This is a genomic window from Prevotella mikamonis (assembly GCF_055381405.1).
In genome coordinates, this window is the sequence record NZ_AP035785.1 from 392459 (window position 1) to 412488 (window position 20030).

At 46.3% G+C, this 20030-nt stretch carries 18 protein-coding genes; 13 read left to right on the forward strand and 5 right to left on the reverse strand.

Annotation, left to right across the window (positions count from 1 at the left end):
* The first annotated feature begins 14 nt into the window (after positions 1-14).
* Positions 15-449 carry a BT0820 family HAD-type phosphatase gene (locus ACZ42L_RS01710; protein WP_464700176.1) on the forward strand — a complete coding sequence of 145 codons (435 nt, stop codon included), beginning with the start codon at positions 15-17 and terminating at the stop codon, positions 447-449.
* A 765-nt stretch (positions 450-1214) separates the two neighbouring features.
* A complete protein-coding gene (locus tag ACZ42L_RS01715; RefSeq protein WP_464716448.1) occupies positions 1215-2171 on the forward strand; it encodes a LuxR C-terminal-related transcriptional regulator in 957 nt (318 codons plus the stop codon).
* Between the two features lie 14 nt (positions 2172-2185).
* On the opposite strand, the gene ACZ42L_RS01720 is transcribed toward ACZ42L_RS01715, so the two are convergent.
* The 5 genes from ACZ42L_RS01720 to ACZ42L_RS01740 are packed head-to-tail and all read right to left on the reverse strand — an operon-like array spanning position 2186 to position 8317.
* Positions 2186-2794, reverse strand: coding sequence for a response regulator transcription factor (locus ACZ42L_RS01720; RefSeq protein ID WP_464703300.1), 609 nt, complete (start codon positions 2792-2794; stop codon positions 2186-2188).
* A 52-nt stretch (positions 2795-2846) separates the two neighbouring features.
* Entirely contained in the window at positions 2847-4130 is a 1284-nt protein-coding gene (locus ACZ42L_RS01725; protein ID WP_464716449.1) for a phospholipase D-like domain-containing protein, read from the reverse strand.
* An 8-nt stretch (positions 4131-4138) separates the two neighbouring features.
* Entirely contained in the window at positions 4139-5119 is a 981-nt protein-coding gene (locus ACZ42L_RS01730) for a KpsF/GutQ family sugar-phosphate isomerase (protein WP_464716450.1), read from the reverse strand.
* The gene (gene kdsA, locus ACZ42L_RS01735) at positions 5119-5886 is read right to left on the reverse strand and encodes a 3-deoxy-8-phosphooctulonate synthase (protein ID WP_464716451.1); all 768 of its coding nucleotides are present in this window, start codon (positions 5884-5886) and stop codon (positions 5119-5121) included. Before kdsA ends, ACZ42L_RS01730 begins: the two co-directional genes overlap by 1 nt.
* Positions 5887-5941: 55 nt before the next feature.
* A complete protein-coding gene (locus ACZ42L_RS01740) occupies positions 5942-8317 on the reverse strand; it encodes a mechanosensitive ion channel family protein (protein WP_464700190.1) in 2376 nt (791 codons plus the stop codon).
* A gap of 445 nt (positions 8318-8762) precedes the next feature.
* Here ACZ42L_RS01740 and ACZ42L_RS01745 point away from each other — a divergent pair, with 445 nt between their 5' ends.
* The 11 genes from ACZ42L_RS01745 to ACZ42L_RS01795 all read left to right on the forward strand — a co-directional run bounded on the left by ACZ42L_RS01745 (position 8763) and on the right by ACZ42L_RS01795 (position 20018).
* Positions 8763-8948, forward strand: a complete 186-nt coding sequence (locus tag ACZ42L_RS01745) for a hypothetical protein (protein ID WP_464706472.1) — start codon at positions 8763-8765, stop codon at positions 8946-8948.
* A 9-nt stretch (positions 8949-8957) separates the two neighbouring features.
* Complete coding sequence (locus ACZ42L_RS01750) at positions 8958-10178, forward strand: glycoside hydrolase family 27 protein (protein WP_464716452.1); 1221 nt, start codon at positions 8958-8960, stop codon at positions 10176-10178.
* Positions 10175-11470, forward strand: a complete 1296-nt coding sequence (locus ACZ42L_RS01755; RefSeq protein ID WP_464716453.1) for an acetylxylan esterase — start codon at positions 10175-10177, stop codon at positions 11468-11470. Before ACZ42L_RS01750 ends, ACZ42L_RS01755 begins: the two co-directional genes overlap by 4 nt.
* Positions 11471-11479: 9 nt before the next feature.
* Entirely contained in the window at positions 11480-12538 is a 1059-nt protein-coding gene (locus ACZ42L_RS01760) for a glycoside hydrolase family 26 protein (RefSeq protein WP_464716454.1), read from the forward strand.
* A 13-nt stretch (positions 12539-12551) separates the two neighbouring features.
* The gene (locus ACZ42L_RS01765; RefSeq protein WP_464716455.1) at positions 12552-13727 is read left to right on the forward strand and encodes a glycoside hydrolase family 130 protein; all 1176 of its coding nucleotides are present in this window, start codon (positions 12552-12554) and stop codon (positions 13725-13727) included.
* A 40-nt stretch (positions 13728-13767) separates the two neighbouring features.
* Entirely contained in the window at positions 13768-15168 is a 1401-nt protein-coding gene (locus ACZ42L_RS01770; RefSeq protein WP_464716456.1) for an MFS transporter, read from the forward strand.
* A gap of 4 nt (positions 15169-15172) precedes the next feature.
* Complete coding sequence (locus ACZ42L_RS01775) at positions 15173-16351, forward strand: AGE family epimerase/isomerase (RefSeq protein ID WP_464716457.1); 1179 nt, start codon at positions 15173-15175, stop codon at positions 16349-16351.
* Positions 16352-16610: 259 nt separating this feature from the next.
* A complete protein-coding gene (locus ACZ42L_RS01780; protein ID WP_464716458.1) occupies positions 16611-17681 on the forward strand; it encodes a penicillin-binding transpeptidase domain-containing protein in 1071 nt (356 codons plus the stop codon).
* Positions 17681-18379: a glycoside hydrolase family 25 protein gene (locus ACZ42L_RS01785; protein WP_464700207.1), complete on the forward strand. Its 699-nt coding sequence runs from the start codon at positions 17681-17683 to the stop codon at positions 18377-18379. Before ACZ42L_RS01780 ends, ACZ42L_RS01785 begins: the two co-directional genes overlap by 1 nt.
* Positions 18380-18846: 467 nt before the next feature.
* On the forward strand, positions 18847-19197 hold the full coding sequence (locus ACZ42L_RS01790; RefSeq protein WP_036897165.1) for an NADH-quinone oxidoreductase subunit A: 351 nt from the start codon (positions 18847-18849) through the stop codon (positions 19195-19197).
* Positions 19188-20018 carry an NADH-quinone oxidoreductase subunit B gene (locus ACZ42L_RS01795; protein WP_464703312.1) on the forward strand — a complete coding sequence of 277 codons (831 nt, stop codon included), beginning with the start codon at positions 19188-19190 and terminating at the stop codon, positions 20016-20018. The genes ACZ42L_RS01790 and ACZ42L_RS01795 overlap by 10 nt, the downstream gene beginning before the upstream one ends.
* The last annotated feature ends 12 nt before the right edge of the window (positions 20019-20030 follow it).

Consider the following 20030-nt stretch of genomic DNA (forward strand, 5'->3'; position numbering starts at 1 on the left):
AATTAATAAAATAAATGACAATAGCAGTAGATTTCGACGGCACTATCGTAGAACATAAATATCCTGAAATCGGAGAGGAATTGCCCTTTGCAACGGAAACTCTCAAGATGCTCATCAAGGACCAGCATCGGTTGATTCTTTGGAGCGTCAGAGAGGGAAAGCTCTTGGATGATGCCGTTAATTGGTGTCGTGAGCGTGGGGTAGAGTTCTATGCTGTTAACAGGGACTATCCTGAAGAGGAGCAAGAGAAGAACAATCATTTTTCTCGTAAACTCAAAGTGGAGATGTTCATTGATGACAGAAACCTAGGTGGATTGCCGGATTGGGGGCAAATCTACCACATGATACACGACCATAAGACTTACAATGATATCCTCCGCGAGCGTTCTTCGCAGGGGATGTATCAGGAAGAAGAAATGCCCAAGAAGAAACATTGGTGGCAATTCTGATAAGCGAAAAAGAGTCGATGGGATTTACTACTCTTTCAAAAAGGAAGGTGTAAAGCCTACGATGGGTTATTCATAGTTGAGAATGAGCTTGGTATTATTACCAGGCTCATTTTCTTTTATCTTTCGGTATGCTTGTGAAGGGAAAGGAGTGGAGGGTAGAAAGAAAAAGAGGTACAGATTTTTAGTTGCGTTTCTGTTTTTAAGTCTACCTGTTGAGGTGCGTATTCTGCTTGAAAATCAAGAATGGTAACTAGCACTGTACCTCTTGTAAAATCATCAATTCATTCATATTTTATCCGATTACAAAGTTAATGTCTTTTGTGTGTCATGTCAATACTAATATCTCGGTAAATGCAGTTGTCATTATATGTAGGTATGTATGTCGTGATAAAAGGGCATGGATGGGCCTTTGTAACGGAAAATTACCTAAATGTAATGATTGTACGACTTGCTTTTTTTTTGTTACTTTGTAAATTATAATATTGTTCTGGGATTCTTTGAAAGAGTGCATTTTGTCGCTTTGGTGCTAAGATTGGAATCTACCAAAAAGGTGTTAACAAGGCATGCGCATCAGACTGGTTTTACTGCAAGGCTGCGGCAGTGTGACTGTTGAGCCTTTGCAGCGTCGCTGCAAGAGCATGGCAGCAGAACTGAATAGGCTTTGCAGTTGTGCAAGGGCGAATGGCACGTGGAGAGGAATGGACGGAATAGCGATGATGGGAGGAATATTGGGATAGGTAGTTAACGACTAAATAGTTTTCGCAGATGAAAAATCAAAAGATGTATGAACCTGATGACCGGCTGATTTCAATTATCAGAGATAATTATAGTATACTACAGAGCCTAGGTGCTTTTGGCATCAATCTGGGATTTGGAGATAAAACCGTGCAGGAAGTTTGTGAAGATCAGCATGTTGATACCTATACATTTCTCGCTGTTATCAATTTTGCCATCAACGGATATCGGGATTTCGATGATGCCGACCGTCTGTCTATACCAACTCTGATTCAGTATCTGCGTGCATCTCATGCCTATTATCTGGATTTCCAGTTACCTTTCATGCGTCAGCAACTCATGAATGCCTTGGACGAAAAAGACAACTTGGCGCGCCTTATCATGAAGCTCTATGATGAGTATGCACACGCTGTCCGTTCGCACATGAAGTATGAAGAGAAGACCGTATTCCCATACGTGAATTCCATATTGAACAATGAGGCAGACATGAATTATGATATTGATACCTATTCAAAGCATCATAGTCAGACCGACGTGAAGTTGAGAGAACTGAAGAATATCATTATCAAGTATCTGCCGAGCGACGGATTGCATAACAACCAACTTGCTACAGCATTGTATGACCTGTATAATAATGAGGAATGGTTGACTCAGCATGCCCGTGTGGAAGACGAAATCTTCACTCCGGCTATTAGGCGGTTGGAGAAGAAATCACGCCAGAGTGACGTTACGGTGAAGATTTCCAATATGATAAAGCAGAATCCTGACAGTGGAGACTTGCTGAGTGAGCGCGAGAAGGAAGTCATTATCAGTCTGGTACAGGGAATGACGAATAAGGAGATTGCCGACCATTTGTGCATCTCTATCAATACTGTTATTACGCATCGGCGTAATATTGCGCGGAAATTGCAGATACACAGTCCTGCCGGACTTACCATTTATGCTATTGTAAACAACTTGGTAGACATCTCTTCTGTCAAGTTGTAATAGGCGTGACGGGATTAAATTTTGTTGATGTCTACGTATCCGTGCATGACGGCATAGATGGTTAGGGCCGAAACACTCTTGAGTCCTAGCTTCTCTTGGATATTCTTTCGGTGGGTAATGACGGTTGTCATGCCTATGTTCAGTTGGTCGGCTATCTCTTTGTTAATATAGCCTTGGGCAACTAACGACAACACTTCTATCTCTCTGTCTGAAAGGATTTTGGCTTTCAATATCTGGGGCATGGGGGGCAGGTTCTTGCCATGCGAATGCCCGAATTGGGCTAGTGTGAGAAGCGACTTGATGAGTTGCTCTTCAGATACGTTGATACTCAGACAGCGGAAATCACTTAGCTGAGAGTTGGGGTCGTTTGAAGTAGTCAGTACGAAAGTCTTTTGTCGGCGTTCCAAGAAGAAGGCTCTATGCTCCAATACGATTTTAATAGACACAAAGTAATGAAAGAAACTGTCAGCATTATTGTTTTCCAACTCGTCAAAATCGCTGAAAGTTTCTATCGTCATGATGGGCATGACGTTTTGAAGTATTTGTTTGAGACCGAGAATAGCCAGTGTGTTGTTGTCAATGATGGCAATCTTGGGTCTGCCGACTGCTTTGTGTCCGTTCATTCTACAAATATATGAAAAATCTGACAAAAACTTGGCTTGTGAGCTTCTTTTTTTAAAGAAAAGGAGCTAATAAGTGTGCAAACCAACCTCTGAACTTCTGCCAACCAGTGCGCCACTGATCCCATTTTTCTTCAGTAAGTCTGAAGCAGTCCTTCTTTTCAGCGTCGAAAAGATTGCTTAATTGTTTCGTTGTGCATGAATCTACGATGACAGCATTCTCTTCATAGTCCCAGTTCAGGCTTCTCGCATTGAGATTGGCACTGCCGACAGTGCATAGTTTGCCATCTACCATAATGACTTTGGTATGATGAAATCCGGGCTTATACATCCAGATATGACATCCGTGTTTCATGAGTTTGTGTGCATTGTAGAATCCGCAGTCAGGTGTTAGTGGAATATCACTTCTGATGCTGAGCATGATTTCTACCTTGACACCACGTTTGACAGCATGTCTCAGCGCTTTTTTGATGCGAGTATTGAGAGTGAAATAGGGATTGATAATCTTGATACTGTCGCGTGCCGACTGGATGGCCGAGGTGTAAAACTCGCGTATAATCTCGTTTGATAGGACGGGTTCTCGGTTGATGATGCCTACCATCTTGCGATAGGCGGTAGCGGTAGTGTCGGGTTTTAGTCCTTGGAAACTATCCGTAGGTTCGCCACCTTTGAAGTATTGTGTTCCATGAACGTTTTGCTTGGTGGTTTTGTTCCATATTCTGAGGAAGATGCTTTGCAGTGTATTGACCTCATTTCCCTCAATGCGGCAGTGCATATCGTGCCATTCGCCCACTACCTTTGTACCGTTTATATAGTAGTCGGCAACGTTCATTCCCCCCGTATATGCTATCTTGCCGTCGATGACGACGATTTTTCGGTGGTCTCTGGAGAATACATGGTTAATCCATGGAAATCTTAGTGGGTCGAATTCGTAGATTTCTATGCCGTTCTTTCTGATTCTTTCGAGGTGTCGTTTCTTCAGTGGCTTGTTGTTAGATGTATTTCCGAAAGCATCGAACAAGGCCCTGACTTCTACTCCTGCTTTTGCCTTTTCGGCTAGAAGATTGAACAGCAGGTTGGCGATAGAGTCGTTGCGGAAGTTGAAATACTCCAGATGGATGGATTGTCTGGCCTGACGGACGGCTTGGAATAAGTCGTCGAACTTCTCTTGCCCAGTCATCAGGAGGACCACGGAGTTATTGTGAGAGAAACTTACTCCATAGTTTCGCAGATGCCGAACGACCAAAGAATCACTAGACTGTGCATATCCCCAGCTATAGACAAGGAGATATGCACAGCATAATATGAAACGTTGAATATGATACTTGGATAAAAACATTCTCCTTTTTAAATCATACAACTATAATGATCTACTACACCAAGGAGTTTTTTATCGGTATCTGTCACCAGAACAGTGTGGACTTTATATTTGTGCATGATGCGTTGAACCTCGGTAATCTTGGTATTGGGCAATACCGTTTTGGGTTCACGAGTCATAATATCGCTGACCGTATGATTGAAAAAGTCGGCTTGCCATCTCTCCATTGCGCGTCGGATGTCGCCGTCGGTAATCAATCCGGAGACTTTGCCATCTTGCAATGAGATGCCCAATCCCAGTTTTCCTTTGCTCACATCAATAATGGCTTCACCCAGATGAGCCGATTCTGAGATGATAGGCATGTCGTTGCTGCGCATCACATCTTCCGCCGTGGTCAGCAAACGCTTACCCAGTTCGCCTCCCGGATGGAACTGTGCGAAGTCTCTGGATTTGAATCCTCTGACCTGCATCAGGGCTATTGCCAGTGCATCTCCCATGGCCAAAGCTGCCGTCGTGCTGCTTGTGGGAGCAAGATTCAGTGGGCATGCTTCTTTCTTCACACGTACTTTGACGTGTACATTACTGTATTTGGCAAGGAGAGAATTCTCATTGCAAGTCATAGAAATAATGGGAACATTCATGTGGAGTACGACAGGAATGAAACGGAGCAGTTCGTCTGTCTGTCCGGAATTGCTGAGTGCCAACACCACATCGTCCTGCGTCATGACGCCTAAATCGCCATGATACACATCCAGCGGATTGATAAAAAATGCCGGTGTACCCGTACTAGCCAAGGTAGCAGCTATCTTTGCACCTACATTACCGCTTTTCCCGACGCCCGTAATGATGATTTTCCCATGACAGTTGTACATCATTTCCACGGCATCTTCGAAGTTGTGATCCAGTTGGGGAATCAGTTCCAGCAAGGCTTCTGCCTCGTCTCTGATACACTGTTCGCCCCATAGTCTTACCTGTTGCCGCTGTATTGTGTTGATAGTATCTTTTTCCATTACAGTAATTCCTTGATAAGTGATTCCAGTTTGTGCAATTCCAGCATGTTCGGACCGTCTGATAAGCCTTGGTCGGGAGTAGGGTGTACCTCGAAGAAGTAGCCTGTTGCACCGAAAGCCTTGGCAGCCTTGGCCATTGCCGGTACGAATTTCCGGTCGCCGCTTGTACTTCCGTTTCCGCCACCTGGGCGTTGAACGCTGTGCGTACAGTCCATGATGACAGTTGGTACTATCTCCTTCATATCTGGAATATTGCGGAAGTCGACAACCAAGTTATTATATCCGAACGAGTTGCCTCGCTCCGTAAGCCAAACTTCCTTAGCTCCGCTTTCAAGTGCTTTCTCTACCGGAAAGCGCATATCATGACCACTTAGGAACTGTGCTTTCTTGATGTTAACAATGCGACCGGTGCGGGATGCAGCTACCAGCAGGTCGGTCTGGCGACATAGGAATGCGGGAATCTGTAGAATGTCACACACCTCTGCGACAGCTTCGGCTTGGTAGCTTTCGTGTATGTCGGTTGTGATTTTCAGCCCATAATGCTCTTTTATCTGTGCCAGCATCTGCAAACCTTTCTCTAATCCTGGACCTCTGAACGAGCGTAGGGAAGTGCGGTTGGCTTTGTCAAACGATGCTTTGAACACAATTTGGGTTTGCAAGGCTTCGTTGATTCTGACAATTTCCTGTGCAACGGTTTCCAAGAGTTCTTGCGACTCTATCACACAAGGTCCTGCAATGAATATGGGTTGTTGTATATGATTAGACATCTTCGATGGTTGTTTGATGCAAAAGTAGTCATTTTGCCCCTAATTTGCAAGTGTTTTATTCTTGATTTGGACCGAGCGCCTCGGCTTCCTCCTTCTCGTTGGCATGCAAAATGCGTACTTCGCGTTGTGGGAATGGAATTTCTATGCCGTGGGCATTCAGTGTGTCATAGATACACTCCATGATAGTACCGTCGTCTCCGTAATGGGTGAGTACGTTTACCCAAACCAGTATTTTCAATGTGATGCAACTGTCGTCAAACTGGGTCAGCACCACCTTGACAGGACGGGCAGGGTCGGTAATGCCCAGTTGCTGAATCGCGTTCACGAGTATATCCTTGGTCTTGGCGATGTTCGTACCGTATGCTACGCCCACTTCCAGCACGTCAAGTTCGTATCCATGATTCTTCGTCATGTTTTTATAGTTCTTCGTGAAAAGCTGGCTGTTCTGGAAAGCAATGACGCTGCCGTCGGTAGCCTCAATCATGGTAGAGGTGTAGCTGATGGAACTTACCTTTCCGCGGATTCCGTCACACTCTATATAGTCGCCCACCTTGATACGTCCAGCCATCAGCGATATACCATAATATATATTCTCCAGTATGTCCTTAGAGGCAAAACCGACACCGGTAGACAGACCTCCGGTGATGACTACCAACCATGTATTGCTGACGTGGAAGATGCTCAGACTGATGAGCAGCCATGCACCCCATACCACCACCTGAATCACATTCTTGGCCATGACCATTCGGCTGGCTGCTGTAGAGGGGTCGCTCTGTTCGAAGTGATGATAGAGAAACCCTTGCGAAGTCTGGTTGATATACGAGAAAAGGATGTACAGTGTGATGACCAATGCCACCGTTGAGATGCTGGCCATAAAGTTACTCGTATGGATAAAATCGCGTGTGAAGATGAGTTTGGTAGTATCGCTCAGGTTGAAGACGTCTGCTGCCCAGTAGATAGCTATGATGACAGACAGCACACCCAAGACCGGAAGCAGCACGAAATACACGAATCTGAAGAACCAGGTCTGCGTGATGGGTTGTTGCATGATGCCTTTTCGGCGCGAATATTCCTTGAGCCATCCCGACAGGCAGGTGATGGTGAGGACACAGGTGAGCTGCATCATCCACCATATCAATACCTGCACGCTGAACAATACATAGCCGGCCCATGAACTGATAACCGATAGGGAGAAGACCAGAAGCGAGCAGTAGGTGTAGAATACGTCGCTCTTGGGAATGTTTTTGTTATGCCTTACGATGACATTCCATTGCCACAGGGTACACAGCAGTTGGATAAGCGGCAGGCTCAGATTCACCACATCGTTCGGCATCAGGGTTATCCGGAAGGCTATCACGATAAAGCTGATGAGCATGATAGGCGAATAGATGTGGAAGCCGCTTTTGATTTGATGGCCGTCGAGTCGTAGCAGCAGCGATATAAGGATGACACCTAGCAACCACATGTATTCCACCATGAGACCGCTGGCCATATAGATGAAGTTCTGGTCAACTGTGAATCGCACGATACCCAATATGATGGCAAGCGAGATAACGCTTGTTGCCAGCATCACGCAGTTGCGCTTTTCCAGGAAAGAGGTCGTGCGCAGACGCTTTGGTATCAGGAATCTGATGACCACAACATTCAGTACCAATGCTATAGCCCCATAGAAGAAGATACTCACAAACAGACCTATCATGATTTTAGGGTCCCATTGCGAGATGGTCTTGGACTTGACGAAATACTTGGTTTGGACAGTCTCTTTGGTCTCTACCAGATTCTTTTTGAGTTGCGACAAAACTACCAGATAGCTTGTTCCCGAATTGCTGAAGATGCTGTTTTGTATATCTGAATAACGCTTATTGGCATAGTGGTCCAGATTGCGGAGATGTTCTTCGGTAGTTTTATAATACTTGATGTACTCCGTGAACTGTTCAGAGTTGTCTTTCAGTGTATGTCTGATGTTGACAGCAAGCGTCAGGCAGACGTTACGGTCAATCTTCGACCGTTCCGAGAGATTGGCTGTATACATGCCGGTGAGACTGGTTATCAGGCTGTCATAGCGCGAAATTTCCTGATTTGTTTTTTCCAGGAATGCCCTGAAAGGCATCACTGACTCTTTGAACGTGCGGTATTGCTCGGTAGCTTCGTGGCATGCGTAGGTCAGGTCGAATACATATTCAGGCTTCTGCGAATAAAGCATGAGTGCATTCTGGTTACTTTTGCTCCATGCCGTCATGATGTTGTCGCGTACCTGTAGCTGTTGCTCCTTTTGCAAACCGGCCCGTTGCTCCAATTCCGAATGGTAGTTGGTCAACTCGGTGCGCAATATGGATAGAGTGTGGGCCAAGTCTTTCTCTTTGAGGACGGCATGCCCGTTCAGTACGAAGCATATGGCCAATACAAATGTCAGCAGTATTTTCTTATACATAAGCTCTCTGTAATTTGATGACAAAATTACGAATAAATTGTGGCAGTGACACTTCCAGTTACTGTTTTTTTGTATATTTTACCTCAAAGTCGGCTACTTGATGTTCCGTGCCGGTCAGATTGTTGGCAAGTGAGTTTTTCTATGTTCTTTCTGCAGAGCCTAGGCAGCGATGCTGCCTAGGCTCTGCAGAAAGAGTGATAAGGCCTTGCAGCAGTTGTGCGGAGGCCCTGCAGAAAAATGATAGGGTAGGACGGGCAATTTTGTCAGGCTCATATAGGGCAATAAAGTATTATAGTTTGGTAAAATAGTATCATTACGTATGAAGTTTGTCTTGTTTACAGTGAATAATCAGTATTGGATGAATGCGTTGCAGTTTTACGACTTTTGGGTCGGTAAATACTGCTCATGCGCTGTCTTTCTCTATTAGAGAGGAAAAAGACAGGGTTTGAAAGAAGGGCGAGAGAAGATAGTAATGCTCGGCTGGAAAGATAAAACCATTTTGCAAAAAATGCAAAACATCTGGCAAGAAAGTGTCAGTTTTTTGAATTTGTTTGGTTTATCTTTGCAAATAGAAAAATATGCTTTGTCAGAGCAACAAGAAAACCTAAACAAAAATAAGAATCTAACTTAAAGAATTGAGATGAAGACCAAACTGTTTTATTTGCTGTTACTCTTAGCCGTAGTCATTCCGTCGGGTGCTCAAAAATGGGAGCATTTGGCAGATACACCGCAGATGGGATGGAGTACGTGGAATAAGTTTCAGGGAAATATCAACGAGAGTATTATCATGGGGATTGCCGATGTGATGGTGTCTTCCGGACTTCGGGATGCCGGCTATACCTATATTAATATAGATGACTGCTGGCATGGCAAGCGCGATGCCAATGGATTTATACAGGTGGATTCTACGAAATTCCCGCATGGAATGAAATATCTGGCCGACTATGTACATTCGAAAGGCTTGAAACTGGGAATCTATTCGGATGCCGGAACAGAGACTTGTGGCGGTATGCCGGGTAGCCTGGGACATGAATATCAGGATGCCCTGCAATATGCGCGGTGGGGCATTGACTATCTGAAGTATGACTGGTGTAATACGACGAATATCGACCCGCGTGGTGCTTATCAGTTGATGAGCGATGCCTTGCGTGCAGCCGGTCGTCCTATTTTGTTTAGTATGTGCGAGTGGGGCAGCAGTCGTCCCTGGAAATGGGCGCGTGAGGTAGGCCATTCCTGGCGTACAACGCCTGACATCTGGTGCAATTTCGATAGTCTGCGCGTATTTCCCACCTACACTCAGTTTGGTGTCATGCAGTGCATCAACTATAATGATACGCTGAGAGCATACGCAGGTAAGGGACATTGGAACGATCCCGATATGCTGGAGGTGGGTAATGGTATGACCGTGAATGAGGATAGGGCGCACTTCACCATGTGGTGTATGATGGCGTCGCCGTTGATTATCGGCAATGATATTCGCAATATGTCTGCCGAGACCAAAGCCATTTTGGAGAACAAGGAATTGATAGCCGTAGACCAAGATAAGCTGTGTGTGCAGGGATACCATTTTAAAGACGAGCAGGGAGTGGCCTTCTGGATTAAGCCATTGGCTAACGGTGATTGGGCTTTCGTGCTTCTGAACTCGTCGAAGAAACCAGCCAAGGTGCAGTTGAACTGGCGCAAGTTGACCGGAGTGAAAGATGATGTTTCGGGACGTACTACCGATTTTGCCGACTATATATATAAGGTACGCGATTTGTGGCAGCATAAGATGGTGGGCAAGACGAACAAGAAAGACAAGGTGAGCATGGTTGTAAATGTACCAGCAAGAGATGTCATAGCTTATAGATTGATGAAATGAAAAAAACAAACTACTACAAAATAATAGGTCTTCTGATGCTGTGTTTGCTGGGTTTCGTACCTGTGCAAGCGCAGATTAGAGGCAACAATGTGGTCGTGCTGGTACAGCCCGACCATCAGGATTGGAATTATCGTGTTGGCGAGAAAGCGGTGTTCACGGTGCAGGTGTTGAAATCGAGTACCTTGGTGGATGACGTCAAGATAGATTTGGAAGAAGGACCGGATTTGTTTCCGACGGTGAAGCGGACCATAACTCTGAAGAATGGAGTCACTCGTGTGACGGGAACTATGAAGCAGCCTGGATTCTATCGTGTGAAAGCTGTCGCTACAGTGGCCGGCAAGCAGTATACGGGACTGGCGACGGCTGCATTCTCTCCGGAGCAGGTAAAGCCCTATGCACAGTGTCCTGCTGACTTTGATGCGTTTTGGAACAAGGCTTTGTCAGAAGCCAGAAAGAATGACCTGAACCCTACGAAAGTGTTGCTGCCCGAACGTTGCACGAAAGATGTGAATGTGTATGAGGTGAGCTTTACGAATAATTCTTCTCAAAGCAGGATGTATGGCATCCTGTCCGTACCGGTGGCCGAGGGCAAGTATCCAGCCTTGCTACGCGTTCCGGGAGCCGGCGTCCGTCCTTATGGCGGTGATACCTATACAGCTCCAGGTCAGTGTATCGTGCTGGAAATAGGCGTACACGGTATTCCGGTGACGATGAAGCAGGAAGTCTACGACCGGCTTCTACAGGGTGCTCTGAATAATTATTGGGCTGTAAATCTGGACGAGCCGAACCAAAACTACTATAAGCGTGTGATAACAGGTGCTGTCAGGGCGGTAGATTACATCGCTTCGTTGTCGGCTTGGAATGGGCAGACGATTGGTGTTACGGGTTCTAGTCAGGGTGGTTTCCTCTCGTTGGCAGTGGCAGCGTTGGATAAGCGTGTGACGTTCTTGGCCGCAGTGCATGATGCCATGTGCGATTACGAGGCCGAACTTCATGGTGTAGCAGGTGGGTGGCCACATTATTTCTATAATAATAAGAATGTAGACAAGAAGAAAGTTGAAGGCGCAAGATATTATGATGGTGTGAACTTTGCCCGTCGTATACAAGTGCCGGGATGGTATTCGTTCGGGTATAATGACGAGGTAGTACCCCCGACATCATCTTATGGTCTTTATAACATTGTAAAAGCAGAGAAGAAACTGAGTGTGTATCAGCAGACTGCCCACTTCTGGTATCAGGAGCAGTGGGATGAATGGCAGGCTTGGTTGGTTGCGCATCTGTTGAATAAATAATTTGTTCGTATGAAACATATCCGATTATCACTGGCTTTGTCCATGATGTTGATGAGTACAATAGCACTGGGAAGCAATACACCGGCGTCGAAATTGATTCTTCGGCTGAAGAAGATTCAGAAAAAAGGAATTATGATAGGGCATCAAGACGCTCCTGTCTATGGCCGTACATGGAAGTGGGATGCCGGTCGTTCTGACGTGAAAGAGGTGTGCGGAGACTATCCGGCAGTGATGGGATTCGACTTAGGAAAATTGGAACTAGGTCGGGCAGAGAATCTGGACGGAGTGGATTTCAATCGTATGAGGGAAGAAATTATTGCCCAGCATACCAGAGGTGGCATCGTGACATTGAGTTGGCATCCTGATAATCCCGTAACGGAAAAGACGGCATGGGATCCCAGTGGTGACGCCGTGAAGGCTTCTCTGCCTCATGGTACTCATCGGGCTAAGATGAGGGAGTGGACAGACCGGGTCGGCCATTTCATCCTGTCATTGAAAGACAAGGATGGCCATCTGATTCCAGTCATATTCCGTCCGTTCCATGAAATGTCGGGTGGATGGTTCTGGTGGGGCAACAAGAGCTGCACACCGGAGGAATATCAGCAGCTCTATCGAGTGCTTTACCGACATTTGTCTGGCATGGGCTGCAATAATATTGTATGGGCTTATTCACCTAATGTGGGTTACGATGATTTCATGAAATATTATCCTGGTGACCAGTATGTAGATGTATTGGGCATTGATATTTATGAATTCGACAAGGATAATGCCAAGTATCAGCAGTCGGTGAAGCTGTGTCTGGACGAACTGACGGCTCTTGGAAAGCAAGAAAACAAGATTATTGCATTTACGGAGACCGGTTGCCAGGGGTTGCCTTATGCCGATTGGTTTACCCAGACGCTGTGGCCTGCCATCAAGAACTATCCTATCAGCTATGTACTCTTTTGGCGCAATGCGTGGGATAATAGCAAAGAGTGCTATATGGCGAGTCCCGGTCATGCTACGGAGAAAGATTTCAAGGCTTTCTACAAGATGAAGAAGACCTTGTTTGTAAACGATATTAAATAAAAATACATACGTAATGGAAAAATTTAAGGAGAAAGTTGAACGTCTGAAACTACGTCATCAGGAACTTCTGGAACGTACGAATGTTCCGGAAGAGTGGGGGAATGGTATCTATGTAAGATATAAAAATCCTGTCTTAACAGCTGAGCATACTCCATTGGAATGGCGTTATGACTTTGACGAGCAGACCAATCCGTATCTGATGCAACGCATCATGATGAACGCAACCATGAACAGTGGTGCTATTAAGTGGAACGGAAAGTACGTGCTGGTGGTGCGTGTAGAAGGTGCAGACCGCAAGAGTTTCTTTGCTATTGCAGAGAGTCCGAACGGTATCGACAACTTCAAGTTCTGGCCAACTCCCGTTACGATGCCCGACGATTTGATTCCGGCGACGAACATCTACGATATGCGACTTACACAGCATGAAGACGGTTGGGTGTACGGAGTGTTCTGTGCCGAGCGTCATGACAATGCCTGTCCGAATGATTTGAGTGCAGCAACGGCTACGGCAGCTATCGCCCGGACCAAGGATCTCATTCATTGGGACCGCCTGCCCGACCTGAAGACGAGGAGTCAACAGCGCAATGTGGTGCTTCATCCGGAGTTCGTGGATGAAAAGTATGCTTTCTATACGCGCCCGCAAGATGGTTTTATTGATGCCGGTTCAGGTGGCGGTATCGGTTGGGCTTTGGTAGATGATATTACCCATGCAGAAATCAAAGAGGAGAAAATCATCAATCAGAGACATTATCATACCATTATGGAGGTGAAGAATGGAGAAGGACCGCATCCAATCAAGACCCCACAGGGCTGGTTGCATTTGGCTCATGGTGTACGCGGATGTGCCAGTGGACTTCGCTATGTACTCTATATGTATATGACGGCACTTGAAGATCCCACACGTGTAATCGCACAGCCGGGAGGCTATTTCCTCGTTCCGCAAGGTGAGGAGTATATCGGTGATGTGATGAACGTGGTGTTCTCGAATGGTTGGATAGCCGATGCTGACGGCACTGTTTATATCTATTATGCTTCGTCAGACACTCGTATGCACGTGGCGGTGTCTACTATTGATAAGTTGGTAGACTATTGCATGCACACGCCGGAGGACGGATTTACGACTTCGCACAGCGTCGAGACGATAAAAAAGTTGATAGAGAAGAATCAAAGTCTAGGTACATTGGAATAAAGATTGTACCTTTGATTAACCTACGATAATATTTGATACAATGGCAAAAAGCAAGTTGATAGAGAAAGTTGGTTATGGTTTTGGAGATATGTCTTCCAGCATGTTCTGGAAGATATTCTCCTATTACCTCCCGTTTTTTTATAGTAATATCTTCGGATTGAGTTTGGCAGATGCTGCAACCTTGATGTTGGTTACTCGAATTTGGGATGCAGTCTCCGACCCTATGATGGGAATCATTGCCGACCGCACCAACACGCAGTGGGGAAAATATCGCCCTTATCTGTTATGGATAGCCCCGTTATTCTCTATTTCAGGCATTTTGCTTTTCACAACTCCCGATTGGGGATATGCCGCTAAGTTGATTTGGGCTTACGTCACCTACATTTTGATGATGACAGTCTACACTGCCATTAATGTTCCTTACGGTGCTATGCTAGGTGTATTGACCGATGATTCGAACGAAAAGACGGTGTTCTCCAGTTTCAGGATGTTCTTTGCTTATGGCGGTTCTTTTATCGCTCTGTTTGCCTGGGAGCCTCTGACGCGCCTCTTCGGTGGCTATGATAGTACACAAGGATGGTTCTGGGCGATGGTATCTATTTCCGTTGCATGCTTTATCCTGTTCTTGCTTTGCTTCGTAATTACACGCGAACACTTGAAGACGGTGTCGAATGTGAGCATCGGGTCGGATATTAAATCGTTGTTGCACAATAAGCCTTGGTGGCTGTTGATAGGTGCTGCGCTCTGCTTCAACCTCTTTAATACGGTGCGTGGGTCGACAGTTGCTTACTTCTTCAAGGATATTATTGGCGATGGGGCAGTGCTGATGTTCTTTACCACACAGCTGGCTTTCTACGGAGGGTTGTTCCTTGGAGTGGGCGAAGTGTCCAATATGCTGGGCGTATCAATTACAGTTCCTATTGCCAACCGTATCGGCAAGAAGACCACTTTCATGTTGGTTGATGTATTGTTGATAGCATTGAGCATCATTTTCTTCTTTATTCCTTGCAGTCCGTCAGGGTATTGGTGGATGCTGATATTGCAGGTCTTAATTTCCATCCTTACAGGTATCATGAGTCCGTTGGTATGGAGTATGTATGCCGATGTGAGCGATTATGCAGAGTTGAAGTTCAAGACAGCATCGACGGGTCTCATCTTTAGCAGCAGCTCCATGGCTCAGAAGTTTGGTGGCGCTATCGGTGGTTCGGCCGCACTATGGCTGTTGGGTGGTTTCGGATATATCACAGACCCTGCCATTTTGGCCAAGGGTGGGGTGGTACAACCCGAAGCTGCACTTGATTGCCTGCGCTATTTGATGAGCTTTATTCCTGCTGGTGTGGCATTGGTATCATTGGTTGTGGTTTATTTCTACCCTTTGACGACAGAGAAAATAGAAAATATTAATACACAGTTGAAGGCTGTACGCCGGATTGAAGACTAGATATATGGAAGGATTCAAGCAAATAATGCAAGAGGTATTGGAGAATAATATACTCCGATATTGGCTCGACAAGGCTATTGACCAAGAGCGTGGAGGATTCTACGGCAGAATAGACGGTCACGATGTATTGCATGCCGATGCCGATAAGGGGGCTGTGCTGCATGCCCGTATCCTGTGGGCTTTCAGTGCTGCTTACCGTGTACTGAAGAAGCCGGAATATCTGAGTGCTGCCACACATGCCAAGGACTATCTGCTGGAAAACTTTGTCGACAAGGAGTTCGGAGGTGTATATTGGTGTCTGGATTGCCATGGCAAACCGGTAGATACGAAGAAGCAGACCTATGCCATAGGCTTTGCCATCTACGGACTGAGTGAATATGCACGTGCCACTGGCGACCAACAGGCTCTGGATATGGCTATCAAACTGTATCACGATATCGAGATACATGCTTTCGACCGCGTGAACAATGGCTACATCGAAGCGTTGACACGCGAGTGGAAACCTATTGCCGATATGCGATTAAGCGATAAAGACGAGAATGGCAGCCGCACGATGAATACGCATCTTCACATCATAGAGCCTTATACCAATCTCTATCGTGTGTGGAAAGATGCCGGACTGGAAGAGCGTATTCGCAATCTAATCGGCATATTCACAGACAAAATACTCAATCATACGACTTGGCATCTCGACCTTTTCTTTAATGATGAGTGGGAAAGCGAGCGCAATATGCAGAGTTTCGGTCATGATATAGAGGCTTCATGGTTGCTCCATGAGTCGGCTTTAGTATTGGGCGATAAGGCCTTGCTGCGCACGGTAGGTCCTCTGATTCGCCGTATTGCCGACGCTGCCGACGAAGGTTTGCAGGCTGATGGCAGTATGCTGTACGAGCGCTGGGTCGATTCCGGACGTGAAGACAGGCAGCGTCAATGGTGGGTTCAATGTGAGAACATCATAGGCCATGTGAATCTGTACCAGCACTTTGGCGATGAAGAAGCATTAAGTGTTGCAGTGAGGTGTTGGGCCTACGTTCAGAAGAATCTTATCGACTGGAAGAATGGTGAATGGCATTGGGCCGTATTAGACGATGGAAGTTTAAATTTGGATGATGATAAAATAGGTGTATGGAAGTGTCCATATCACAATAGTCGCATGTGCTTGGAACTGTTAGAGCGCATGTAAAATTGTAATTCATGGTAATATTAGATTGCTTATTTCTTAAATCCGTGAGGACGAGAGAACTACTTTAAACAAATCAACAGTAATTGAGTTTGTCGGCAGTCGTCTCTATATATCATGGTTTAAGGGCGACTGTCTGACAACTCTTTACAGAAGAAGAAACTGATTTCTAAAAACAAAACTACTCTCAACTCTCACTGCGGTGAGAGTTTTTTTGTTTTAAGCCTTTGCCATTATCGCGCTTTTGGCTAATTTTGCAGACATGAAGAGAGTTATATGCCTATTGTCTCTACTATTATCTGTTTTTACTGTAGTAGAGGCCGAAACAGAGAAGACAAAAATAAACGACTTAACGACCATCCCTGCACTACAGGAATTGGGACATAAGCTTCTTGAAGGGAGGCAGGGGAGCATCGTGGCCATTCGTCCTGAGACGGGAGAAATCTTGGCCTTGGTCAGCAATTCGCTGGATTCCAGCAAGATAAATCGTGCCATTACCGGTATCTATTCGCCTGGTTCAACTATCAAGACTGCACAGGCACTGACACTGTTGTCGGAAGACGAGGTAACACCCCAGACTTCTTATCCCTGCAAGAAAGGTTTTTGGAAGCAGGGCACACATGTGGGTTGTCATCCACACAGTCCGTCGCTCAAGCTGGTCGATGCGTTGGCCCACTCTTGCAATACCTGGTTTTGCCAATCGTTTATGGATATGGTGTCCGATACCGTGCGCTATGAGACCTACAGCCGTGCCGTAGATACATGGAACGACTATATGCAGAGCTATGGCCTGGGGCATACATTGGGGGTCGACGTGCATGGGGAAGCCGGCGGACTGATACCTAATGCCGAGTTTCTGACGAAGCGATACGGCAAGAAATGGAACGAGCGTCAGGTATTGTATTTCGGTATGGGGCAAGGATTGATACTTGTCACGCCGCTTCAACTGTGTAATTTGGCGGTCACGATTGCCAACCGAGGACACTATTTTACCCCTTATCTGCACCGCAGTTCGGTGAAGGCAGACCCAGTGAAATACTATACCCCACACGTGACGATGGCCACACAGGCAGCCTATCGGACTGTCATCGCCGGTATGAGGTCGGCTGTCATATATGGTACTTGCAAGAGTATGGATACCAAGGCGTATGCCATCTGCGGCAAGACAGGTACGGTGGAGAACTCCGGCGAAGACCATTCCGTATTTATAGGATTTGCTCCTGCCATCCAACCGAAGATTGCCATTTGTGTGTTTATAGAGCATGGCGGTATGGGAGCAGACGTCGCTGTACCCATAGCTTCGGCTATGATCAAGAAATATATGGGTAAATAATGTTGCGCATTGTCCTGGTCTATATTCTTTTGTGGCTGTCTGTAGCCAACTCGTGTGCCCGCAAGCCCAGGCATCGTAAGGCGCATGTGTCTCATCTGCGGTACGACGGTATAGATGTGTCTCACCATCAGGGTACGATAGACTGGCAGACCGTAGCACGCAATCCACGTATCAAGTTTGTCTATATCAAAGCCACTCAGGGAGTCACGGTAACGGATGAGCTGTATCGCCGCAACATTCGTGAAGCACGGAAATACGGACTTCGCTGTGGCTCTTATCATTTCTTGTCGTCTGCCAGTCCTGTCAGGGCGCAGTTCAGGCATTTCTGTGCTGTAGTCAAGAAGAGTCAGCAAGACCTGATACCGATGGTGGATATTGAGCGCGAAGGCGTGAGGGGATGGTCGCGCAAGCAAATGCAAGACAGCTTGTCGCTCTTCGTCAGATTGCTCAAGTTGCATTATGGCAAGTCTCCGCTCGTCTATTCACAGGTGAATTTCTACAATAAGAACCTGGCACCTCAGTTCAATCATTACTTTTTGTGTCTGGGGAAGTACAGTGCTTCCCGTCCTCAAATCAAGGGATTGGGCAGACACAACATCTGGCAGTTTTCGGAACGAGGGCGCGTGCAAGGCATTCGTGGCTTTGTAGACCTCAACCGTTTTATGTCGGGTACGTCGATACGCCATATCCGGTTGTAGCCGATGGTATATCGGCAGATACCCTCTTGGTTTCCCGGCAATCCTGCTTGGCTAGCCATAGCGATTTCAATTAGAAAACTGCAAGGCCTCGGCAGTGTTGCTGCTAAGCCTTTGCAGCATTTCTGTTTGGCCCTTGCAGCAATGCTGCCGGGCCGTTGCAGTAATTTGGGTATGATTGCTTGAGGTGGACAATGAGCCTTGCATCCTTCTTCAGCAGGCTTGCGTAGCGCTTCGGTCAGGGCTATGAGACGGTTGTACCCTCGACCTGCAAAATGAGTGTCGAGACTTTAAAAATATTAGGTTTTTAAGTTTCCGAGTTGCAGTAGATATGTGTATTTTTGCTATCTCGACATGACTTTTTGTTTGAATTTATGATTTTTTGTGTTAATATAGCGTAATTGTATGACAAAACTTAGTACCTTTGGACTCGCTTTGGAAGCATCATATAATAACGTTATAAATTCTTTATGTATTTTACTTTATTTGTTACCGTTTTGATAACGGCTGTGGTTTTGGTGGTGGCTGCATACGTCATTGCTAAGCTTATCGGTCCGCGTTCGTACAATCCGGTCAAAGGTGAAGCATTTGAGTGTGGTATTCCGACCCGTGGGTCGTCATGGTTGCCCAACCATATTGGATACTATCTCTTTGCCATCCTCTTCCTGGTGTTCGACATTGAGACCGTGTTCCTGTATCCTTGGGCAGTTGTTGTAAAACAGTTTGGACCGATGGCTCTTGTCAGCATCGGCTTCTTCCTTGTAGTACTAGTGTTTGGCTTGGCTTATGCCTGGCGGAAAGGAGCTTTGGAATGGAAGTAAGAAAAAGAGCGTCTATCAAGAGTTTTCCCTACGAAGACTTTAAGGACAACGAGTCGCTGGAGCGTATTGCCGAGGAGCTAAACGAGGGTGGGGCCAATGTTATATTGGGTTCGCTCGACGCAGCTATCAACTGGGGACGTTCCAACTCTCCTTGGTCGTTAACCTTTGGTACTTCGTGCTGTGGTATCGAGTTTATGTCTATCGGTTGTTCCCGTTATGATATGGCTCGTTTTGGCTGGGAGGTTACGCGTAACTCTCCCCGTCAGGCCGACCTTATCATGTGTGCCGGTACGATTACGAACAAGATGGCCCCTGTCTTCAAGCGTCTTTATGACGAGATGGCTGAGCCTAAGTACGTGGTAGCCGTGGGTGGATGCACTATCAGTGGTGGCCCGTTCAAGAAGAGCTATAGTGTGGTTCGCGGTATAGACGAGTTGGTGCCGGTAGATGTATATATTCCTGGTTGCCCTCCACGTCCCGAAGCTATCATCTATGGCATGATGCAGTTGCAGCGTAAGATTAAGGTGGAGAAATTCTTCGGTGGTGCTAACCACAAGATGAGCAGCGAGGAAAAGGCCGAGAGTTTGAAGCTCGGTGGACTTCGTGGCCTGAGTAATGAGAATTTCAGTGCCGACAAGTTGGGCAACAGCCGTCCCATCATTGTGACAGAGACTCCTGCTCAGGAGAAGATAGAGGAACTCGGTAAGGAACTTGATACATTGGAGCAAAATGCCGTCAAGGCAGAAAGTGCACCTGTAGCTCCTGCTGCTCCCGCATCTGCAACACAGGAGACTCCTTCTACTGAAACTAATAATAAATAAGGTAAGCGAGCA